This window comes from Thalassospira sp. GO-4, assembly GCF_023588965.1.
GTDB classification, from domain to species: domain Bacteria; phylum Pseudomonadota; class Alphaproteobacteria; order Rhodospirillales; family Thalassospiraceae; genus Thalassospira; species Thalassospira povalilytica.
On the sequence record NZ_CP097807.1, the window covers coordinates 2,516,319 to 2,532,627 of the forward strand.

Sequence of the window (16,309 nt, forward strand, 5' to 3'; positions counted from 1 at the left end):
ATGCTTGACTGGATTGAAAACGACGCCCCGATCGCGTCCAACCACACAACCGACGCCCCGGCTTCACCCGACACCGGTGACAACACAAATGATGCTACCGGCCTTGGAGAGATTGACCGTTCCGGCGGTCGTGTCACGGTCAGTGACAAGGCGATGATCAATTCGCGGGCCGATGTGAACCAGCTTCTGCCGCTTAAATACGGCTGGGCCTGGGACAAGTACCTTGCGGGTTGCAACAATCACTGGATGCCGACCGAAGTTTCCATGCAGGCCGACATTGCATTATGGAAATCGCGCGATGGTCTGACCGATGATGAACGTCGGATGCTGAAACGTAATCTGGGTTTCTTTGCCGCATCCGAAAGCCTTGTTGCCAACAACATCGTTCTGGCAATTTATCGCCACCTGACCAACCCGGAATGCCGCCAGTATCTTTTACGTCAGGCCTTCGAGGAAGCGGTTCATACCCACACCTTCCAGTATATCGTCGAAAGCCTGGGTCTGGATGAGGGCGAGCTTTTCAACATGTACCGCGAAGTGCCGTCAATCACCGACAAGGCGGCATGGGCGTTAAATTATACCAAGCACCTTGATGATCCGAATTTTGCCACCGGCACGCCCGAACGCGATCAGGATTTCCTGCGCGATCTGGTGGCGTTCTATGTCGTGTTTGAAGGCATGTGGTTTTACACCGGATTTGCGCAAATCCTGTCACTTGGCCGGCGCAACAAGATGGTCGGTATCGCCGAACAATATCAGTACATCCTGCGTGACGAGAGCATCCATCTCAATTTCGGGATTGATGTCATCAACCAGATCAAGGCTGAAAACCCGCATCTTTGGACAGCGGAATTTCAGGAAGAAATTCGTGCGATGTTGCGTGACGCTGCCGAACTTGAAGCGGCCTATGGACGCGACACCATGCCCAATGGCTTCCTTGGCCTGAATGCCGAGCTCTGTGAGCAATATATGCATTTCATCGCCAACCGCCGTTGTGGTCAGCTTGGCCTTGCCCCGGTGTTTAACGAGGTCGAAAATCCATTCCCCTGGATGTCAGAAGCCATGGATCTTAAAAAGGAAAAGAACTTCTTTGAAACCCGGGTGATCGAATATCAGAACGGCGGCGCGCTTAGCTGGGACTGATTGCCACACCCAACATCATCATAAACAAAACGGCTGGGAACATGTTTCCAGCCGTTTTCATTCAAGCCTAGTCTTTTGGCGGTTAGCGCCCCATCGCGGCGACTTCGCTTCCGGCGTTGGACACCGGGATGTCGTGTTGGCCGGCGCGTTTGGCGCGACCGGTGTGCCAGAATTCCGGGTCTTCGGTATAGCCGCTATATTCATCGAGATGGATGTCTTCGGGCGGTTCGGGATGGATGGTGATATCAAGATCGGGATATTCGGAACGGATGCTGTCCATTACCTGATGGCAGATGGTGTGGGCTTCGCGCATCAACATCCCGCCATCCATGATCAGTTCGATCTCGGCAAAGCGATGCACGCCCGATGACCGTGTGCGCAGGCGGTGAATGCCGATCACCGATGCGTTTTTCATGGTCAGTTCAATAATGCGCTGGCTGTCGGAATCGGGCAGTTCCGCATCCATCAGGACCTTGACCGAATTGCGTCCGACCTTGATCGCGGAAAACAGCAGGAAGCTTGCCACCAGTGCGCCGATTGCCGGATCGGCCCAGGCAAATCCCGATACCCCGGCAAACAGGGCAATGATCACGGCAAGATTGGCCAGAATGTCGCTGCTATAATGCATGGAATCGGCATCAACCGCCACCGAGCCCGACATTCGCACCGCCTTGCGCTGCAAAAGTACCAGACCGACTGTCATGACAAGTGACACTGCCATGATCCAGATGCCTTCATAGGCAAAGGAAATCTGTTTGGGTTCATTGAGCCTTGATGCGGCCTCTGCCAGGACCAGAACAGCCGCCCCGATCATGAAGGCCGACTGAAACAGCCCGGCAAGGGGTTCTGCCTTGCCATGGCCGAAACGGTGATCATGATCGGCCGGGCGCCATGCCGAACGGACCGCCATGAAGTTGATCACAGACGTGCCGACATCAAGCATACTATCAATCATGGAGGACAGCAGACTAACCGAGTCCGTCAGGAACCAGCCAACAGCCTTGATGATGATCAGGGTCGCAGCAATGACAATGGAGGCCGTCGTTGCACGACGTGCCCACATTTCTTTCTGCGCTATGTCAATGACGGGACATTGACTCATACGTTGTTGACCTCTGGCCGCCCAATCTGCCACCTGACAGCGGTTTTATAGCCTGTTTGAGCATAATATGTAATGACTATTGCCATATTTTCGCCCAGCGTTGTGCAGCAAATAGCGCATATTTGATATTCCGCAAGGTTTCCAAGCCTGTTTTAAGGGATTATATCTCGCAATCGGGCGCACAAGAGAGAACCTAATGATTGTAGAGATCGGACATTACGCACTGATATTGTCACTTGTTGTGGCACTCGCCCAGTCGACCTTGCCGTTTTTGGCCGCATCGCGCAGAGACCCGGTTCTTTTGATGGTGGCGCCGCGACTGGCGATCACCTGTTTTGCGCTGGTCGCCGCCAGTTTTCTGGCGCTGACCTATGCATATGTGGCGTCTGATTTCTCAGTTCTCAATGTTCTGTCGAACAGCCATACCTCCAAACCGATGATCTACAAGATCACCGGTGTGTGGGCGAATCACGAAGGATCGATGCTGCTTTGGGTAATGATCCTGACCCTGTTTGGTGGTGCGGTTGCCGCATTCGGGCGCAATCTTCCGCCAACGCTTCTGGCCCGCGTGCTGGGCGTGATGGGCCTGATTGGTGTTGGCTTCATTCTGTTTATCGTTCTGACCTCAAACCCGTTTGAGCGCGTGATCAACCCGCCGCTTGACGGCGAGGGCATGAACCCGTTGCTGCAAGACCCGGGCATCGCCATCCATCCGCCCTTCCTGTATCTGGGCTATGTCGGGTTTTCCGTTGCCTTTGCCTTTGCAGTTGCCGCCCTGATTGAAGGACGGGTTGATCCGGCATGGGCACGCTGGGTCCGTCCATGGACACTGGCGGCATGGGTGTTTCTGACCGCCGGGATCGGGCTTGGTTCCTGGTGGGCCTATTACGAGCTTGGCTGGGGCGGCTGGTGGTTCTGGGATCCGGTGGAAAACGCATCCTTCATGCCCTGGCTTGCCGGTACGGCGCTGTTGCATTCGGCGATTGTGGTCGAAAAGCGTGATGCGCTGAAAAGCTGGACGATCTTTTTGGCGATCCTGGCGTTTTCGTTCTCGCTGCTTGGAACGTTTCTGGTGCGTTCCGGGGCGCTGACATCGGTTCATGCCTTTGCCACCGATCCGACGCGTGGCGTGTTTATTCTGTTCTTGCTGTTTATTACGGTTGGCGGGTCGCTTGGCCTTTATGCATGGCGTGCGCCCAACCTTCGGGGTGGCGGACTGTTCCAGCCGATTTCACGCGAAGGCGCACTTGTGTTTAACAATGTGCTGCTTTCGATTGCGGCGGCCATGGTGTTGCTGGGCACGCTTTATCCGCTGTTGCTTGAAACCGTGACCGGGGAAAAGATTTCAGTAGGCGCGCCGTTCTTCAACGCGACCTTTGTGCCGATCATGACCCCGGTCATCATTGCCATGGCACTGGGTCCGCTGATGCCATGGAAACGTGCCGACCTTTTGGGCGTGTTCAACAAGCTCAAGATCGCGCTGGCGGCAACGGTTGTGGTCGTTCTGGTCACCTTGTGGCTTGCCGGCGGGCCGGCCTTTGCCCTGTTCGGGCTTGGACTGGCGACCTGGCTGTTTGTCGGATCGATCCTTGAATGGGCCGGGCGGATCAAACTTTTGCGCGAACCGTTCGCCACCAGTCTGCGCCGGATGAAGAACCTTCCGCGTTCGGCCCATGGCACCATGCTGGCCCATGCCGGGGTGGCAATCGTGGTTGCCGGGATTACCGGATCACAAGCCTGGACCGAAGAAGCCGTGCAGTCGCTTGCGGTCGGGGAAAGTGCACAAATTGCCGATCATACCTTTACGCTTAGCGCGATCCGGGAATATCAGGGGCCGAACTTTGTCGCCCGTGAAGCAACCATCACCATTGCCACACCGGGTGAACGCACGGTCATTCTGACACCTGAAAAACGTGTCTATACGGTCGAAGGCATGCCCACCACCGAGGCCGGGATTCAATCAAGCTTTACCGGCGATATCTATGCCGTGATCGGCGATCAGGATGAAAGCGGCAAGTGGATCACGCGGTTCTATGTCAAACCGATGATCCCGTGGATGTGGGCAGGTGGCCTGATCATGGTGTTTGGCGGGCTGATGTCGCTTTCGGACAGACGTTACCGGATTGGTGCACCGACCCGTTCCCACAAGGCAGCGGCCAAAGCCGTTCCCGCAGAATAAGCGTCAGGGCTAGGAAACCTTCATGACCATCTGGATTGTTCTTGCCGCCATTACGCTTCTTGTTGCGGGCTTTGTTCTTTGGCCGGTCCTGCGTCAGCGTGAAACGGGTGCCGATGCTGCGTCTGATGACGACGATCAAAACGGCAACAGTGAACTGAACCATGATCTTGCGGTTTATCGTGACCAACTGGCCGAGATCGAGCGCGATATCGAACGCGGTGTCCTGAGTACCGAACAGGCCAATGCGGCACGTATCGAAGTACAACGCCGTATCCTGAATGCGGATCAGCGCATCAAGGCCCGGGAAAGTGGGGCGACATCCGGCATCGGCAAGCCGTCACTTCGGATATATTCCGCCCTTGCGATTGTGCTGTTTCTGATTGGCGGGTTCGGGCTTTATCTTGATCTTGGCAGCCCCGATATGCCCGACCGCCCGATTGCCAGCCGGGCTGATGAAATCAATGCCATCCAACAGGCAGAATCGATCAATAGCAACCGGCTTGCCGCACTCAACCGTGCGGTCAGTGATCTTTCGCAAAAGCTGATTGCCGATCCGGAAAACCTTAAGGGGTGGGAACTGCTTGGCGCCAGCCTGATGGCGCTTGGCCGCCCGGTCGAGGCACAGACTGCGTTTCTTGAGGCCGTCAAACTGTCTGATCGCGATGGCGATTATCTTGCCATGTATGCCGAAAGCCTGATCCGGGGCGACAATGGCCAGATCAATGCGACCGCACGCGGTGTCCTTAAAGAAGCCGCGACAACCCAAAGCGGCGACCCGCGCATCCAGTATTATCTGGGCCTTGCCGATGCACAGGATGGCAATATTGCCGCGGCTGTTGATCGCTGGATCGCGCTTGCCAACAGTGCCCCGGCTGATGCTGGATGGTTGCCGATGGTGGTTGCCCGGATCAAGGATGCCGCCCTTGCCCAGGGAATTGATATCGAAGGGCGACTTGATGTCGCAAAGGCCGCGCCATCCAATGGTCCAAGCCAGGACGATGTCGCCGCAGCCCAGCAAATGACACCCGAAGAACGTCAGGACATGATCAATTCGATGGTCGATGGACTGGCCGATCGTCTTGACGGCAATCCGGACGATCCGGAAGGCTGGGCACGGCTGATGCAGGCCTATATGGTTCTGGGGAAACAGGACAAGGCACAGGCCGCCTATCAGAAGGCATCGGATGTGTTTGCCGATCAGCCCGACCTCGTCGCCCGGTTTGATGCATTGGCAAAAGAGATCGGGATCACAGCAAACTAGATCCCGACCAAGCCGCTCCCGATGATCGGGGCTGGAAATTCGCGGAATGGCGCTGTAAAACTGTTTGCAGTTGATGAACCTGGCAACCATTCCCCGACACGTTGCCAGCCGGGCGATACCACCCGTTTTCACCCATCATGATCCGCCCGGAAATACGGCGGATACGGCGGTGATAAAAATATCCCTTCTCCCCTTCCACCACCACTTATGAGATATTATATTTCATACGTAAGAATAATGATTTCTACTTTAACAAGGCCTTATTGATTTGATTTTCGTGTCAAAGTATGAGAACCAGTCTTAAGGGTAGCTAATTTAGCAAATTGCTATTCTAGGATATGGGGTGCGGTCGATGGTTGGGGAACCATCGTTCTCTTTTCTTTTTATAATTCAAGAGATTCGCAGAGCGGGAAACAGGGACGGGGTATAGGATAACTACCCACCCGATTGGATAATGGGTGCAATGTCGGCTCACGCAAATGGCATAACGAACAATCTGTTGCTGATTGAAGATAATCCGGGTGACGCACGTCTTGTGCGCGAAGCTCTTCGGGAATTCAAACGCCCGGTGGAGCTGCATCACGTCAAGGATGCCACGACAGCGTTGCAATTCCTGCAGCAAGACGGCCCCTATCGGAATGCGCCGCGCCCGCGCCTGATTCTTCTTGATCTCAATATGCCGCGCAAGGACGGTCGCGAAATGCTGCGCGATATCCGCAATGATCCCAATTCGGCTTCAATCCCCGTCATTGTTCTGACCACGTCGGGTGCGGACCACGATGTTGATCTTTGCTATGCTGCCGGGGCAAACTGTTATTTGCGCAAACCGGTCGATGTGACAGAATTCATCGATCTGATGAAAATGATCGAATCCTTCTGGCTGGGGCTGGCTTTAACCCCGACTCCGTAACCCACCTGCCAGCGAGACGCGCATGTCCCGCCTGCCATCATCTTCTTTTCGTTCCGCCGCATGCAAAGCCATCGGTCGCTTTGTCCATTGTCAGCTTCGCAGACCGACTGCGGGCATATGGGCGCTGTTTGCGACCCTGGTGTTTGCAATCACCACCCTGTCACTGACGGTCAGCATGACCCATTCAGTACGCGATGCGCTGCGCCAGTCGGCCGAACAAACAATCGGTGGCGATATCTCGTTACGGCTGTTTCACCGACCGCCAACAGATGCGGAGTTGGGGTTCCTTGAAACTTTCGGCATTGTGGGTGTCAGTGCCGAACAACGCGTCATGATCCACCCCAAACCCGATCAACCCGGAATTTTATCGGAACTCAAGGCCGTTGACCGGACATATCCGCTTTTCGGGGATGTGAAGCTTTCGCGGCCCGGCCCGGTCAGCGCCATTCTGGCAAACGATGATGATGATCATGCCGGTGGCAACAAAAACCTGCCCGGGGCAATCGTTGATCAGGATTTTCTTGATCAAAGCGGACTTTCGATCGGCGATGTCATTCATCTCGGCGATCAGCAATACCGTATTCGCGCAGGGTTGCTGGCCGAACCGGAACGACAGTTCAGGCTGTTTTCACTGGGACCGCGCATTATCGTATCGCTTGATGACTATCGAAAGAACGCCCTGCTATCTTCAGACAAACAGGTTTACTGGTATAGCCGACTGGAACGCAGCCAAGCTGATCCCCGCCCCAACAGTCAAGTGATCGCCGATATCGAAGCCCGCTTTCCCGAAAGTGGCTGGCGCATTGTGAATGCTGCTGATGGCATCCCGGGTATCGAGCGGATCGGCGAGTTCGCCACAGCCTTTGTCAGTTTGATCGGCATTGCGATCTTTGCCATTTCAATGAGCGCCATTGCCAACGCCATTCGATCCGATTTGAACGGGCGGCAGGACCAGTTTGCCCTGATGCGCGCTGTCGGGGTCAGACCGGGCCAACTTGGCATCACCATCGCCGGGTTGGTCGGGGGAATTTCGGTTGTGGCATTGATTGTATCGGCATTTATCACCCAACTTTTGGCCGGTATGATCGCCCCGATATTTGCAAGCAACCTTGGTGTTACACTTAACCCGTCAGTCCATCAATGGACTGATATTACGGGCTTTGTTGCGTGTTTTGTGGCTTTGCTGTCAATCGGGCCGATACACGCGGCATGCGCGGTCAAGCCGGCCCTGTTGTTTCGCCATCAGACCGACAAAACGCCGCACGGGTCAGGCACGCAACATTCCGGGGTGTGGCTATTGCGCGCAGCAATCCTGACATCGGCCATCGCTGTTATCTGGTTTGCAATGCGCCTGATCGGGCCTGGATGGTTTTCCGGTATTTTGATCGCGGTGCTTGTGCTGTGTCTGTCGGGATTTATCGGTGTCGGATTTTTGGTGCGCAAGGTTTCAGCACTGGCCGCACATCGATGCGCGGGATCGCCAGCCTTGAAACTGGCCCTGCGCAATATTGCCCGCCCGACCAGCCCGACGGTCACTGTTGCCGCGTCATTTGGTCTGGCAGTGACATGCCTGTTTGCGGTCATTGTGTTCGGGGCACTGGCGGGACATCACCTCAGATCCGTCTTGCCAACCGAAACACCCGATCTGGTGTTTTTTGACCTGCCCCCGGATCAGCAGGCCACTTTCCGAACTGCCGCCCTTGCCGTGCCATCGGTGGAAGCCATCGAACAAATGCCATTCGTGCATGGTCGGGTAACCCATCTTAACGGCAAGCCGGTTGTCCTTGATCAGGTACCGCGACGCTATCACTGGTTTATCCGTGGTGACCGGGGTCTGTCCTGGGCGCGTCACCCAAACGCAACATTGCAAAAGGCCGAACTTGTGGCTGGTGATTGGTGGCCGGGTGATAGCATCAATGCAAACCTTGTGTCGCTTGATGCCGATATTGCCCGTGCACTTGGTCTTGGGCTCGGTGACAGCATTTCGGTCAATATTCTGGGTCAGCGACATGACGTAAAGATCGCCAATCTGCGCAAGATCGACTGGTCGCGCCTTGGCCTTGATTTTCCGATGGTATTGTCCCCGATGCAGCCGCCATTTACCCATGGCGTGATCACGACAATTGACCTCGTCCCGTCATCCGCATCCCGAAATACCGCCGCCGCGATCAGCCGCCTTGCCGCTCAGTTTCCCGCCGTTCCGATGATCCGGGTATCGGATGTCATGGATCGCCTTGGCACCCTGTTTGACCGGGTGCACGGCGTTCTGTTGCTGTTGACGGTATTGGCAACCGTCGGGGCCTTGCTGGTGATTGTGACCGGGTTGATTGCCCTGCGCCAGGATGGCGCGGCCAATCTTGCGATGCTGCGTGCCCTTGGTATTCGACCGGGGCAAATCATTCGGACAGGCGCGCTTGAAACCGGCATTGTAGTTGCGGCAAGCGGGGTTCTGGGCACGGTGGCCGGGACAAGTGTCGCGGTGCTTGCAGCATCGCGCATCGGATCATTCGACGTCGCTGAGACCGCGGTAATGATGGCGCCCCTTGCGGCAGGGGCCGTGGCACTGATCGGCATCATCGGGTTTGGTGGCGGATGGGTTTTGCAACAGGCATCCCTTCGGGCACAGTCGGGCTGGCGTCGGGGATAGGACCAGAGACCACACCAGACAGGTACCTCCGCTGATCGTGGGCTGGGCTCGGCTAGGCTGGACCGAGCCAGACCGGGCCACACCTGCCCCACAGCAAAGCAGATAGCAGGCCCCGTCCATGCCACGCATGACTGCGGCATGAATCTGCGCAACAAGGCTGCGAAATTCGGTATGGAGATATCCCGATTACAAGGTCAGGGACGCTGCGAAGCCATCCAAAAGCCATGCGCAGCGCATCCTGAATTATGGTGTCACCTTCATGTGATGGACATCTATCAGAACGAGACACCACCAACAAAAAAGGCCGCCCACAAGGGCGGCCTTTTTCAGGAATATTTCAACTGACGATCAGTTGGTCAGGGCAGCAATCTGTGCACGGGCAATTTCGAGCGCGCGCTCGGCATTTGCCTTGTCGTGGGCAGTGCTGGCTGCCTTGAGGTCGGCAGTTGCCTGCTCAAGACGTGCCTGTGCTTCGTCAGCTTTCAGATCGGCAACCGGAACCGCTTCTTCTGCCAGAATGGTGCAACGCTCGGGATTAACCTCTGCGACACCACCGGCGACGAAGATACGTTCGGAAACCTTACCACCTGCATAGATGTCGATGACACCCGGACGAATGGTCGAGATCATCGGCGAATGCTTCGGCAGCACACCAAAATTCCCGTCCGTGCCCGGAACAACGACCATCTCGACCGGCTCTGATTTGAGCAGGGCAGACGGTGAAACAAGTTCCAGTACAGTCGTATCAGTCATGACAATCCTCGCTCCTTAGCCGGAGGGGGACCGAAACTGCCTTAGGCAGCTTCGGCCATCTTCTTGGCTTTTTCGATGGCTTCTTCGATGGTGCCGACCATGTAGAATGCCTGTTCCGGCATGTGGTCATATTCACCAGCGCAGATCGCTTTGAAAGCCTTGATGGTGTCTTCGAGCTGAACGAACACGCCCGGAGTACCGGTAAAGACTTCTGCAACGTGGAACGGCTGCGAAAGGAAACGCTGGATCTTACGGGCACGTGCCACGATCAGCTTGTCTTCTTCCGAAAGCTCGTCCATGCCGAGGATGGCGATGATGTCCTGAAGACCTTTGTAGGTCTGAAGAACACGCTGAACTTCACGAGCGGTCTCGTAGTGTTCCTTGCCAATCACGCCCGGATCGAGTGCACGCGAGGTGGAATCGAGCGGGTCAACTGCCGGATAGATGCCAAGCTCGGCAATCTGACGGTTCAGCGTGGTGGTTGCATCAAGGTGAGCAAACGAGGTTGCCGGTGCCGGGTCAGTCAAGTCATCGGCCGGGACGTAAATTGCCTGAACCGAGGTAATGGAACCTTTTTTGGTCGAGGTAATACGTTCCTGCAGCGCACCCATGTCGGTTGCCAGCGTCGGCTGATAACCCACAGCAGACGGGATACGACCGAGAAGTGCCGACACTTCCGAACCAGCCTGGGTGAAGCGGAAGATGTTATCAACGAAGAACAGAACGTCCTGGCCTTCTTCGTCACGGAAGTATTCCGCAAGGGTCAGACCGGTCAGAGCAACACGTGCACGTGCTCCCGGGGGTTCGTTCATCTGGCCATAAACCAGTGCGGCTTTGGATTCGCCTTCCGGATTGATAACGCCCGATTCCATCATCTCGTGATAGAGGTCGTTACCTTCACGGGTACGTTCACCAACACCAGCGAAAACAGAGTAACCGCCGTGGCCTTTGGCAACGTTGTTGATCAGTTCCATGATCAGAACGGTTTTACCAACGCCTGCACCACCGAACAGACCGATTTTACCACCTTTGGTGTACGGTGCGATAAGGTCGATGACCTTAATGCCGGTAACCAGAATTTCGGTGTCGGTTGCCTGATCGATGAAGTCAGGTGCTTCACGGTGGATCGGTGCGGTTTTGGTCGCGGTAACCGGACCACGTTCGTCAACCGGCTCGCCGATCACGTTCAGAATACGACCAAGGGTTTCCGGACCAACCGGAACCGAGATCGCGTCACCGGTGTCGATGACTTCCTGACCGCGCTTCAGACCTTCGGTGGTGTCCATTGCGATCGTACGGACCGCATTTTCACCAAGGTGCTGTGCAACTTCGAGAACCAGACGCTGACCGTTGTTGTCAACATGCAGCGCGTTCAGAATGGGAGGCAGTTCGCCGTCGAATTTAACGTCGACGACGGCGCCCATTACCTGGGAAATTTTCCCCGCCTTCTTGTTCGCCATAGGTATTGTCTCCTGCTCGGACAAAGCTATCCGTTAACTTCCTGCGACCCGCTTACAAAGCCTCGGCGCCGGAAATGATTTCAATCAGTTCATTGGTGATCTGAGCCTGACGTGAGCGGTTGTACTGGATGCTCAGTCGGTCGATCATGTCGCCGGCATTGCGGGTTGCGTTATCCATCGCGGACATACGCGCGCCGTGCTCGGATGCGCTGCTTTCAAGCATTGCACCGAAAATCTGGACGCCAACGTTACGCGGCAGCAAATCAGCCAGAATGGCTTCTTCGGACGGTTCGTAATCATAAACCGCAGAAGAACCAGTAGCTTCTTCCTGCTCAGCAGCTTCTTCACCGACAAACGGGATGAGCTGCTGTGCTGTTGCCACCTGCGAAATCGCGGACACGAACTTGTTGTAGAAGATCGTGCAGACGTCGAATTCGCCTTCGTCATACAGCGCCAGAACTTTATCGCCAACTTCGGAAGCAGAAGAGAAATCAATGCCCTTCTTGCCTTCGATGCCGGTATACCGGGCGACAATACTGTCACCAAATTCACGCTTGAGCGCATCTGCGCCTTTGCGGCCAACACAGATCAGCTTGACCGTTTTGCCTTCGGCCTGCAGGGCCTTGGCTTTCAAACGGGCAGCTTTGACGATCGATGCGTTGAAGCCACCGCAAAGGCCACGGTCTGCGGTGAAGACAACGAGCAGATGCACATTGTCTTTACCCGAACCGGCCAGAAGCTTCGGAGCGCCTTCATTGCTACCGACGGCGGCTGCAAGACGACCCAGCATCGTCCCCATGCGTTCAGCATAGGGACGGGCTGCTTCGGCTGCATCCTGTGCACGACGGAGCTTGGAGGCTGCCACCATCTTCATCGCCGAGGTAATCTTCCTCGTCGATTTGACGCTGGCAATGCGCGAGCGCAGATCCTTCAAACTAGCCATTGCGTTTCCTCCTTCGCCTAAGTTTCAGTCTTACGCGAAGGTTTTCGCGAACTTGTCGAGGAACGCTTTAAGCTTGGTTTCGCTGTCTTCCGACAGAACCTTCTCGGTGCGGATCGCATCGAGGATATCAGCACCAGCGGAACGAATTTCCGACAGGAACTGGTCTTCGAAAGCGCGAACTTTGTTCACTGCGATACCGTCGAGATAACCTTTAACACCAGCATAGATCACGACGACCTGCTCTTCGACCTTGAGCGGCGAGTACTGCGGCTGCTTGAGCAGCTCGGTCAGACGTGCACCACGGGCCAGAAGTTTCTGGGTTGCCGGATCAAGATCCGATGCGAACTGTGCGAATGCTTCCATCTCACGATACTGAGCGAGTTCCAGCTTGATCGAGCCGGCAACCTGCTTCATCGCTTTGATCTGTGCGGACGAACCAACACGCGAAACCGACAGACCAACGTTCACAGCCGGGCGTACGCCTTTGTAGAACAGGTCGGTTTCAAGGAAGATCTGACCGTCGGTGATCGAGATCACGTTGGTCGGAATAAACGCCGAAACGTCGTTACCCTGGGTTTCAATGACCGGAAGTGCGGTCAGCGAGCCAGCGCCGTTTTCGTCATTCATCTTCGCAGCACGTTCCAGCAGACGGGAGTGCAGATAGAAGACGTCACCCGGGAATGCTTCACGTCCCGGCGGACGGCGAAGCAGAAGGGACATCTGACGATATGCAACTGCCTGCTTGGACAGATCATCATAGAAGATGGTTGCGTGCATGCCGTTGTCACGGAAGTACTCGCCCATTGCGCAAGCAACGAACGGTGCCAGGAACTGCATCGGCGCCGGGTCGGACGCGGTAGCTGCAACGACAATGGTGTTTTCCATTGCGCCGCGCTCTTCGAGGACCTTGACAACCTGTGCAACGGTCGAACGTTTCTGACCAACTGCAACATAGATGGAGAACATCTTGTCGCTGTCGGATTTCGCTGCATCGTTCACCGGCTTCTGGTTCAGAATGGTGTCAACGATGATGGCGGTTTTACCGGTCTGACGGTCACCAATGATCAGCTCGCGCTGGCCACGGCCGATCGGGATCAGGGAGTCAATCGACTTGATACCGGTCTGTACCGGCTCGTGAACCGATTTACGCGGGATGATGCCCGGTGCTTTGACGTCGGCAAGGCGACGTTCTTTGGTTCCCAGATCGCCTTTACCGTCGATCGGGTTACCCAGTGCGTCAACGACGCGGCCGAGAAGTTCTTTACCAACCGGAACGTCAACGATGGCGCCAGTACGTTTAACCTGGTCACCTTCCTTGATCGAACGGTCAGAACCGAAGATCACGACACCAACGTTGTCTTCTTCGAGGTTAAGGGCCATGCCCTTAATACCACCCGGGAAGTCAACGAGTTCACCAGCCTGAACGTTGTCCAGACCGTAAACACGGGCAATACCATCACCGACGGACAGAACCTGACCGACTTCGGCAACTTCGGCTTCAGCGCCAAAATTGGCAATCTGATCCTTGAGAATAGCGGAGATTTCCGCGGCGCGGATTTCCATCACGCAACCCCTTTCATAGCGAGCTCGAGCTTCTGCAGTTTGGTACGAAGCGAGGCATCAAAAACCCGGGAACCGACCTTGACGACAAGACCGCCAAGAACCGCCGGATCAACTTTAAGGTCCACTTTGACAGTGGCGCCGACAACTTCTTTGAGAGCGCCGGTAACGGCTTCGATTTGCTCTTTTTTCAACTCGGATGCCGAGGTGACCTGTGCGGTTACTTCGCCATTGTGAGCTGAGAGCATGGAAAGGTAGGAATCGATAACACCCGGCAGGGCAAACAGACGACGCTTCTGAGACAGAAGTCCTACGGTCTTCTTGGTCAACTCGGAAACGCCAAGCTTGTCCAGAAGAGCCGCCATCGCCTTGGCCTGCACGTCCCGGGAAATCACGGGACTGCGGAGTACATTCCGGAGGTCATCGCTGTTTGCGATGGCCTGGTCGAGCAATTCAAGATCGCCTTTCACAACATCAAGCTGCTTGGCCGAATTGGCCAAGTCAAAAAGTGCAGTGGCATAGCGCCCTTGGAGCCCGGTCGCGGCAGTATTTTGGGACACCGGTGAAAGCCCTCAATTCTGGTTATGAGAACGACTCGGATACGTATAAAAAAATGGTCTCCCGAAAGGGTCTCCTTCCGGGAAGCGAGCGTTTGGTATCACATGTCCATGGCGTGGGCAACCCCCGCGCAAGCGCATTTGGACGCTCTTTTTCATTCTTTGGCAAAGAAGGCCCGAAACACCGCGAAAACACCCGTTTTTGCGGGGGATGTACGACTATTTTATAACGCGCCCTTATCAACCAAACGGCACTTTGGGTATTCGATCACGCTATTTTCGCGACGAATCCCCCGATTTGGACGAACATTCTTTTTGGCCGACCTGCTCAAAACAGATCAAAGCCCGGCAAAAGTGTAACCGAGTTCACACCTGATATACCCGGCGCACGGCCATGAACCGATAAACTTCGCCCCGATATCCTGCGTTTAAATTAGGTGTGGGCATTAGGTGTGGGCATCAGGTGTGGGCATCAGGTGCGGACATTAAGCCCGGGCATCCCGCACTTATATAAAGACAGGCGTGTCCAGGACATCACGTCAGGGCACCGGAATGTCCGGCATCAGATATGAGAACCGGTACCGTCGCCGTTTGACTGCCAGTTCCGCGACCGGTTGATGGCCATCTTGGCGTCGCATTGCGCGCCGAGTTCCATACCGAACTGATCCATCAGCCGATATAGCAATATCATCACGTCGGCGGCCTCTTTGCCGATTTCGGACAGATCACGCTGATCAATGGCATCACCAAGTTCATGCATTTCGAGCATGGCGCGATCCCAAAGTGCTTTCGGATCGGTCACCGGACCAAAGGTTTCTTCCGCCCATGCACAGATTGATTGTTGGCTTTCGGTCCGTGCATTATTGTTTTCGCAATGCTTTTTCACTTTAAATCTCTGTCTATATCAAGTTGCACCGGTTCCCGCCGCCCACAACGGACGACAGAAATGAGAAAACCGATCGACACACGCCATGAAACAAATGCCATCTTCAAGATGGCAGTTGTTTGCCTGACCCTGTGTGTCTTGGTGTTTTCATACAGCACCGCCCAAGCACGAACACTGATTATCGAATGTCTGAGCGAACCGCCCCTTAAATGGTGGTCCAATGACAAGGCGCTTGGCATCGATGTCGATATCATGACCGAAGTTCTGCGCGAAATGGGGATCACAGATTACACATTCCGCTTTGTCGATACCGGTCGGCGGTTGCTTCATAATGCCGAACAGGGACAATCCGATATTGTGCTGACCCTGTCGCTGAATGACGAACGCGAACGCTTTCTGACCTATCCGCAAGAAGCCCACTTGCTGCTTGACTGGCGTTTTGCCATTCGCAAGGAAGATAGCAACCATATCCGGTTTTCCGACTTTTCCGATCTGTCCAATGTCCGGATCGGGGCTGCTGCCGGCTATTCCTATACACAGGCATTCTGGGAATCCGGACTGGATATCGAAACGGTTGCCCGCAACGATCTTTTGATTCCGATGCTGTTGCAGGAACGGTTTGACGCCGTACCGGTCAATTATCTGAGCACTGTTTTTGAAACCATCCAAAGCGGCGAACGCAGCAAGATTGCCTTTTTGTATCCACCGCTGCGCCGGGCGGCTTATTACAATCCGTTTTCCAAGGCATCGGATTACCCTGACAAACAGGTTTTTCTGGCCCGCTATGACGAAATCATCCGTGAAATGCGCGATGACGGGCGGCTGCTGGCAATTTTTGAACGCTACCTTGGCCCGGACGGGCTGGACTGGTGGCAGTCACAATATTCCCAATAGCCGCATCCAATCAT

The 16,309-nt window shown here is 55.2% G+C and carries 14 protein-coding genes; 7 read left to right on the forward strand and 7 right to left on the reverse strand.

All coding sequences use genetic code 11. The features are described 5' to 3' along the window. Positions 1–1,143, forward strand: a complete 1,143-nt coding sequence (locus tag M9H61_RS11640) for a ribonucleotide-diphosphate reductase subunit beta (RefSeq protein WP_250280548.1) — start codon at positions 1–3, stop codon at positions 1,141–1,143. Positions 1,144–1,225: 82 nt separating this feature from the next. On the opposite strand, the gene M9H61_RS11645 is transcribed toward M9H61_RS11640, so the two are convergent. Further along, entirely contained in the window at positions 1,226–2,206 is a 981-nt protein-coding gene (locus tag M9H61_RS11645; RefSeq protein WP_228196060.1) for a cation diffusion facilitator family transporter, read from the reverse strand. A 235-nt stretch (positions 2,207–2,441) separates the two neighbouring features. Between M9H61_RS11645 and M9H61_RS11650 the strand changes: the two genes are divergently transcribed. The 5 genes from M9H61_RS11650 to M9H61_RS11670 all read left to right on the forward strand — a co-directional run bounded on the left by M9H61_RS11650 (position 2,442) and on the right by M9H61_RS11670 (position 9,587). Next, positions 2,442–4,424 (forward strand): heme lyase CcmF/NrfE family subunit, encoded by a 1,983-nt coding sequence (locus M9H61_RS11650; RefSeq protein ID WP_114113195.1) that lies wholly within the window; start codon positions 2,442–2,444, stop codon positions 4,422–4,424. Positions 4,425–4,446: 22 nt separating this feature from the next. Further along, entirely contained in the window at positions 4,447–5,685 is a 1,239-nt protein-coding gene (gene ccmI / locus M9H61_RS11655) for a c-type cytochrome biogenesis protein CcmI (RefSeq protein ID WP_250280551.1), read from the forward strand. Positions 5,686–6,148: 463 nt separating this feature from the next. Further along, on the forward strand, positions 6,149–6,595 hold the full coding sequence (locus M9H61_RS11660) for a response regulator (RefSeq protein WP_068520018.1): 447 nt from the start codon (positions 6,149–6,151) through the stop codon (positions 6,593–6,595). Positions 6,596–6,617: 22 nt separating this feature from the next. After that, on the forward strand, positions 6,618–9,242 hold the full coding sequence (locus M9H61_RS11665; RefSeq protein ID WP_250280553.1) for an ABC transporter permease: 2,625 nt from the start codon (positions 6,618–6,620) through the stop codon (positions 9,240–9,242). A 138-nt stretch (positions 9,243–9,380) separates the two neighbouring features. Continuing rightward, positions 9,381–9,587, forward strand: a complete 207-nt coding sequence (locus M9H61_RS11670) for a hypothetical protein (RefSeq protein WP_250280555.1) — start codon at positions 9,381–9,383, stop codon at positions 9,585–9,587. Between the two features lie 3 nt (positions 9,588–9,590). Here the strand turns inward: M9H61_RS11670 and atpC are convergent, their stop codons facing one another. From atpC to M9H61_RS11700, 6 genes are all read right to left on the reverse strand, one after another. Next, entirely contained in the window at positions 9,591–9,995 is a 405-nt protein-coding gene (atpC, locus tag M9H61_RS11675; protein ID WP_068519900.1) for an ATP synthase F1 subunit epsilon, read from the reverse strand. Between the two features lie 41 nt (positions 9,996–10,036). Further along, positions 10,037–11,455, reverse strand: a complete 1,419-nt coding sequence (atpD, locus tag M9H61_RS11680; protein ID WP_068519901.1) for a F0F1 ATP synthase subunit beta — start codon at positions 11,453–11,455, stop codon at positions 10,037–10,039. A 52-nt stretch (positions 11,456–11,507) separates the two neighbouring features. Next, the gene (locus tag M9H61_RS11685; RefSeq protein WP_068519902.1) at positions 11,508–12,398 is read right to left on the reverse strand and encodes a F0F1 ATP synthase subunit gamma; all 891 of its coding nucleotides are present in this window, start codon (positions 12,396–12,398) and stop codon (positions 11,508–11,510) included. A 30-nt stretch (positions 12,399–12,428) separates the two neighbouring features. Next, on the reverse strand, positions 12,429–13,961 hold the full coding sequence (gene atpA, locus M9H61_RS11690; protein ID WP_068519903.1) for a F0F1 ATP synthase subunit alpha: 1,533 nt from the start codon (positions 13,959–13,961) through the stop codon (positions 12,429–12,431). Further along, the gene (locus tag M9H61_RS11695; RefSeq protein ID WP_068519904.1) at positions 13,961–14,518 is read right to left on the reverse strand and encodes a F0F1 ATP synthase subunit delta; all 558 of its coding nucleotides are present in this window, start codon (positions 14,516–14,518) and stop codon (positions 13,961–13,963) included. The genes atpA and M9H61_RS11695 overlap by 1 nt, the downstream gene beginning before the upstream one ends. Positions 14,519–15,077: 559 nt before the next feature. Continuing rightward, positions 15,078–15,401: a nucleotide pyrophosphohydrolase gene (locus M9H61_RS11700; protein WP_250280557.1), complete on the reverse strand. Its 324-nt coding sequence runs from the start codon at positions 15,399–15,401 to the stop codon at positions 15,078–15,080. Between the two features lie 60 nt (positions 15,402–15,461). On the opposite strand from M9H61_RS11700, the gene M9H61_RS11705 reads away from it, so the two are divergent. Further along, positions 15,462–16,295: an ABC transporter substrate-binding protein gene (locus tag M9H61_RS11705; protein WP_250280560.1), complete on the forward strand. Its 834-nt coding sequence runs from the start codon at positions 15,462–15,464 to the stop codon at positions 16,293–16,295. Positions 16,296–16,309: the final 14 nt, after the last annotated feature.

Excerpts from the sequence above, each read along its gene's own strand:
- M9H61_RS11665 (WP_250280553.1), top strand. The coding sequence starts at position 6,618 with ATGTCCCGCCTGCCATCATCTTCTTTTCGTTCCGCCGCATGCAAAGCC.
- M9H61_RS11670 (WP_250280555.1), top strand. The coding sequence starts at position 9,381 with ATGAATCTGCGCAACAAGGCTGCGAAATTCGGTATGGAGATATCCCGA.
- M9H61_RS11640 (WP_250280548.1), top strand. The coding sequence starts at position 1 with ATGCTTGACTGGATTGAAAACGACGCCCCGATCGCGTCCAACCACACA.
- M9H61_RS11650 (WP_114113195.1), top strand. The coding sequence starts at position 2,442 with ATGATTGTAGAGATCGGACATTACGCACTGATATTGTCACTTGTTGTG.
- ccmI (WP_250280551.1), top strand. The coding sequence starts at position 4,447 with ATGACCATCTGGATTGTTCTTGCCGCCATTACGCTTCTTGTTGCGGGC.
- atpD (WP_068519901.1), bottom strand. The coding sequence starts at position 11,455 with ATGGCGAACAAGAAGGCGGGGAAAATTTCCCAGGTAATGGGCGCCGTC.
- M9H61_RS11645 (WP_228196060.1), bottom strand. The coding sequence starts at position 2,206 with ATGTGGGCACGTCGTGCAACGACGGCCTCCATTGTCATTGCTGCGACC.
- atpA (WP_068519903.1), bottom strand. The coding sequence starts at position 13,961 with ATGGAAATCCGCGCCGCGGAAATCTCCGCTATTCTCAAGGATCAGATT.
- M9H61_RS11705 (WP_250280560.1), top strand. The coding sequence starts at position 15,462 with ATGAGAAAACCGATCGACACACGCCATGAAACAAATGCCATCTTCAAG.
- M9H61_RS11685 (WP_068519902.1), bottom strand. The coding sequence starts at position 12,398 with ATGGCTAGTTTGAAGGATCTGCGCTCGCGCATTGCCAGCGTCAAATCG.
- atpC (WP_068519900.1), bottom strand. The coding sequence starts at position 9,995 with ATGACTGATACGACTGTACTGGAACTTGTTTCACCGTCTGCCCTGCTC.
- M9H61_RS11660 (WP_068520018.1), top strand. The coding sequence starts at position 6,149 with ATGTCGGCTCACGCAAATGGCATAACGAACAATCTGTTGCTGATTGAA.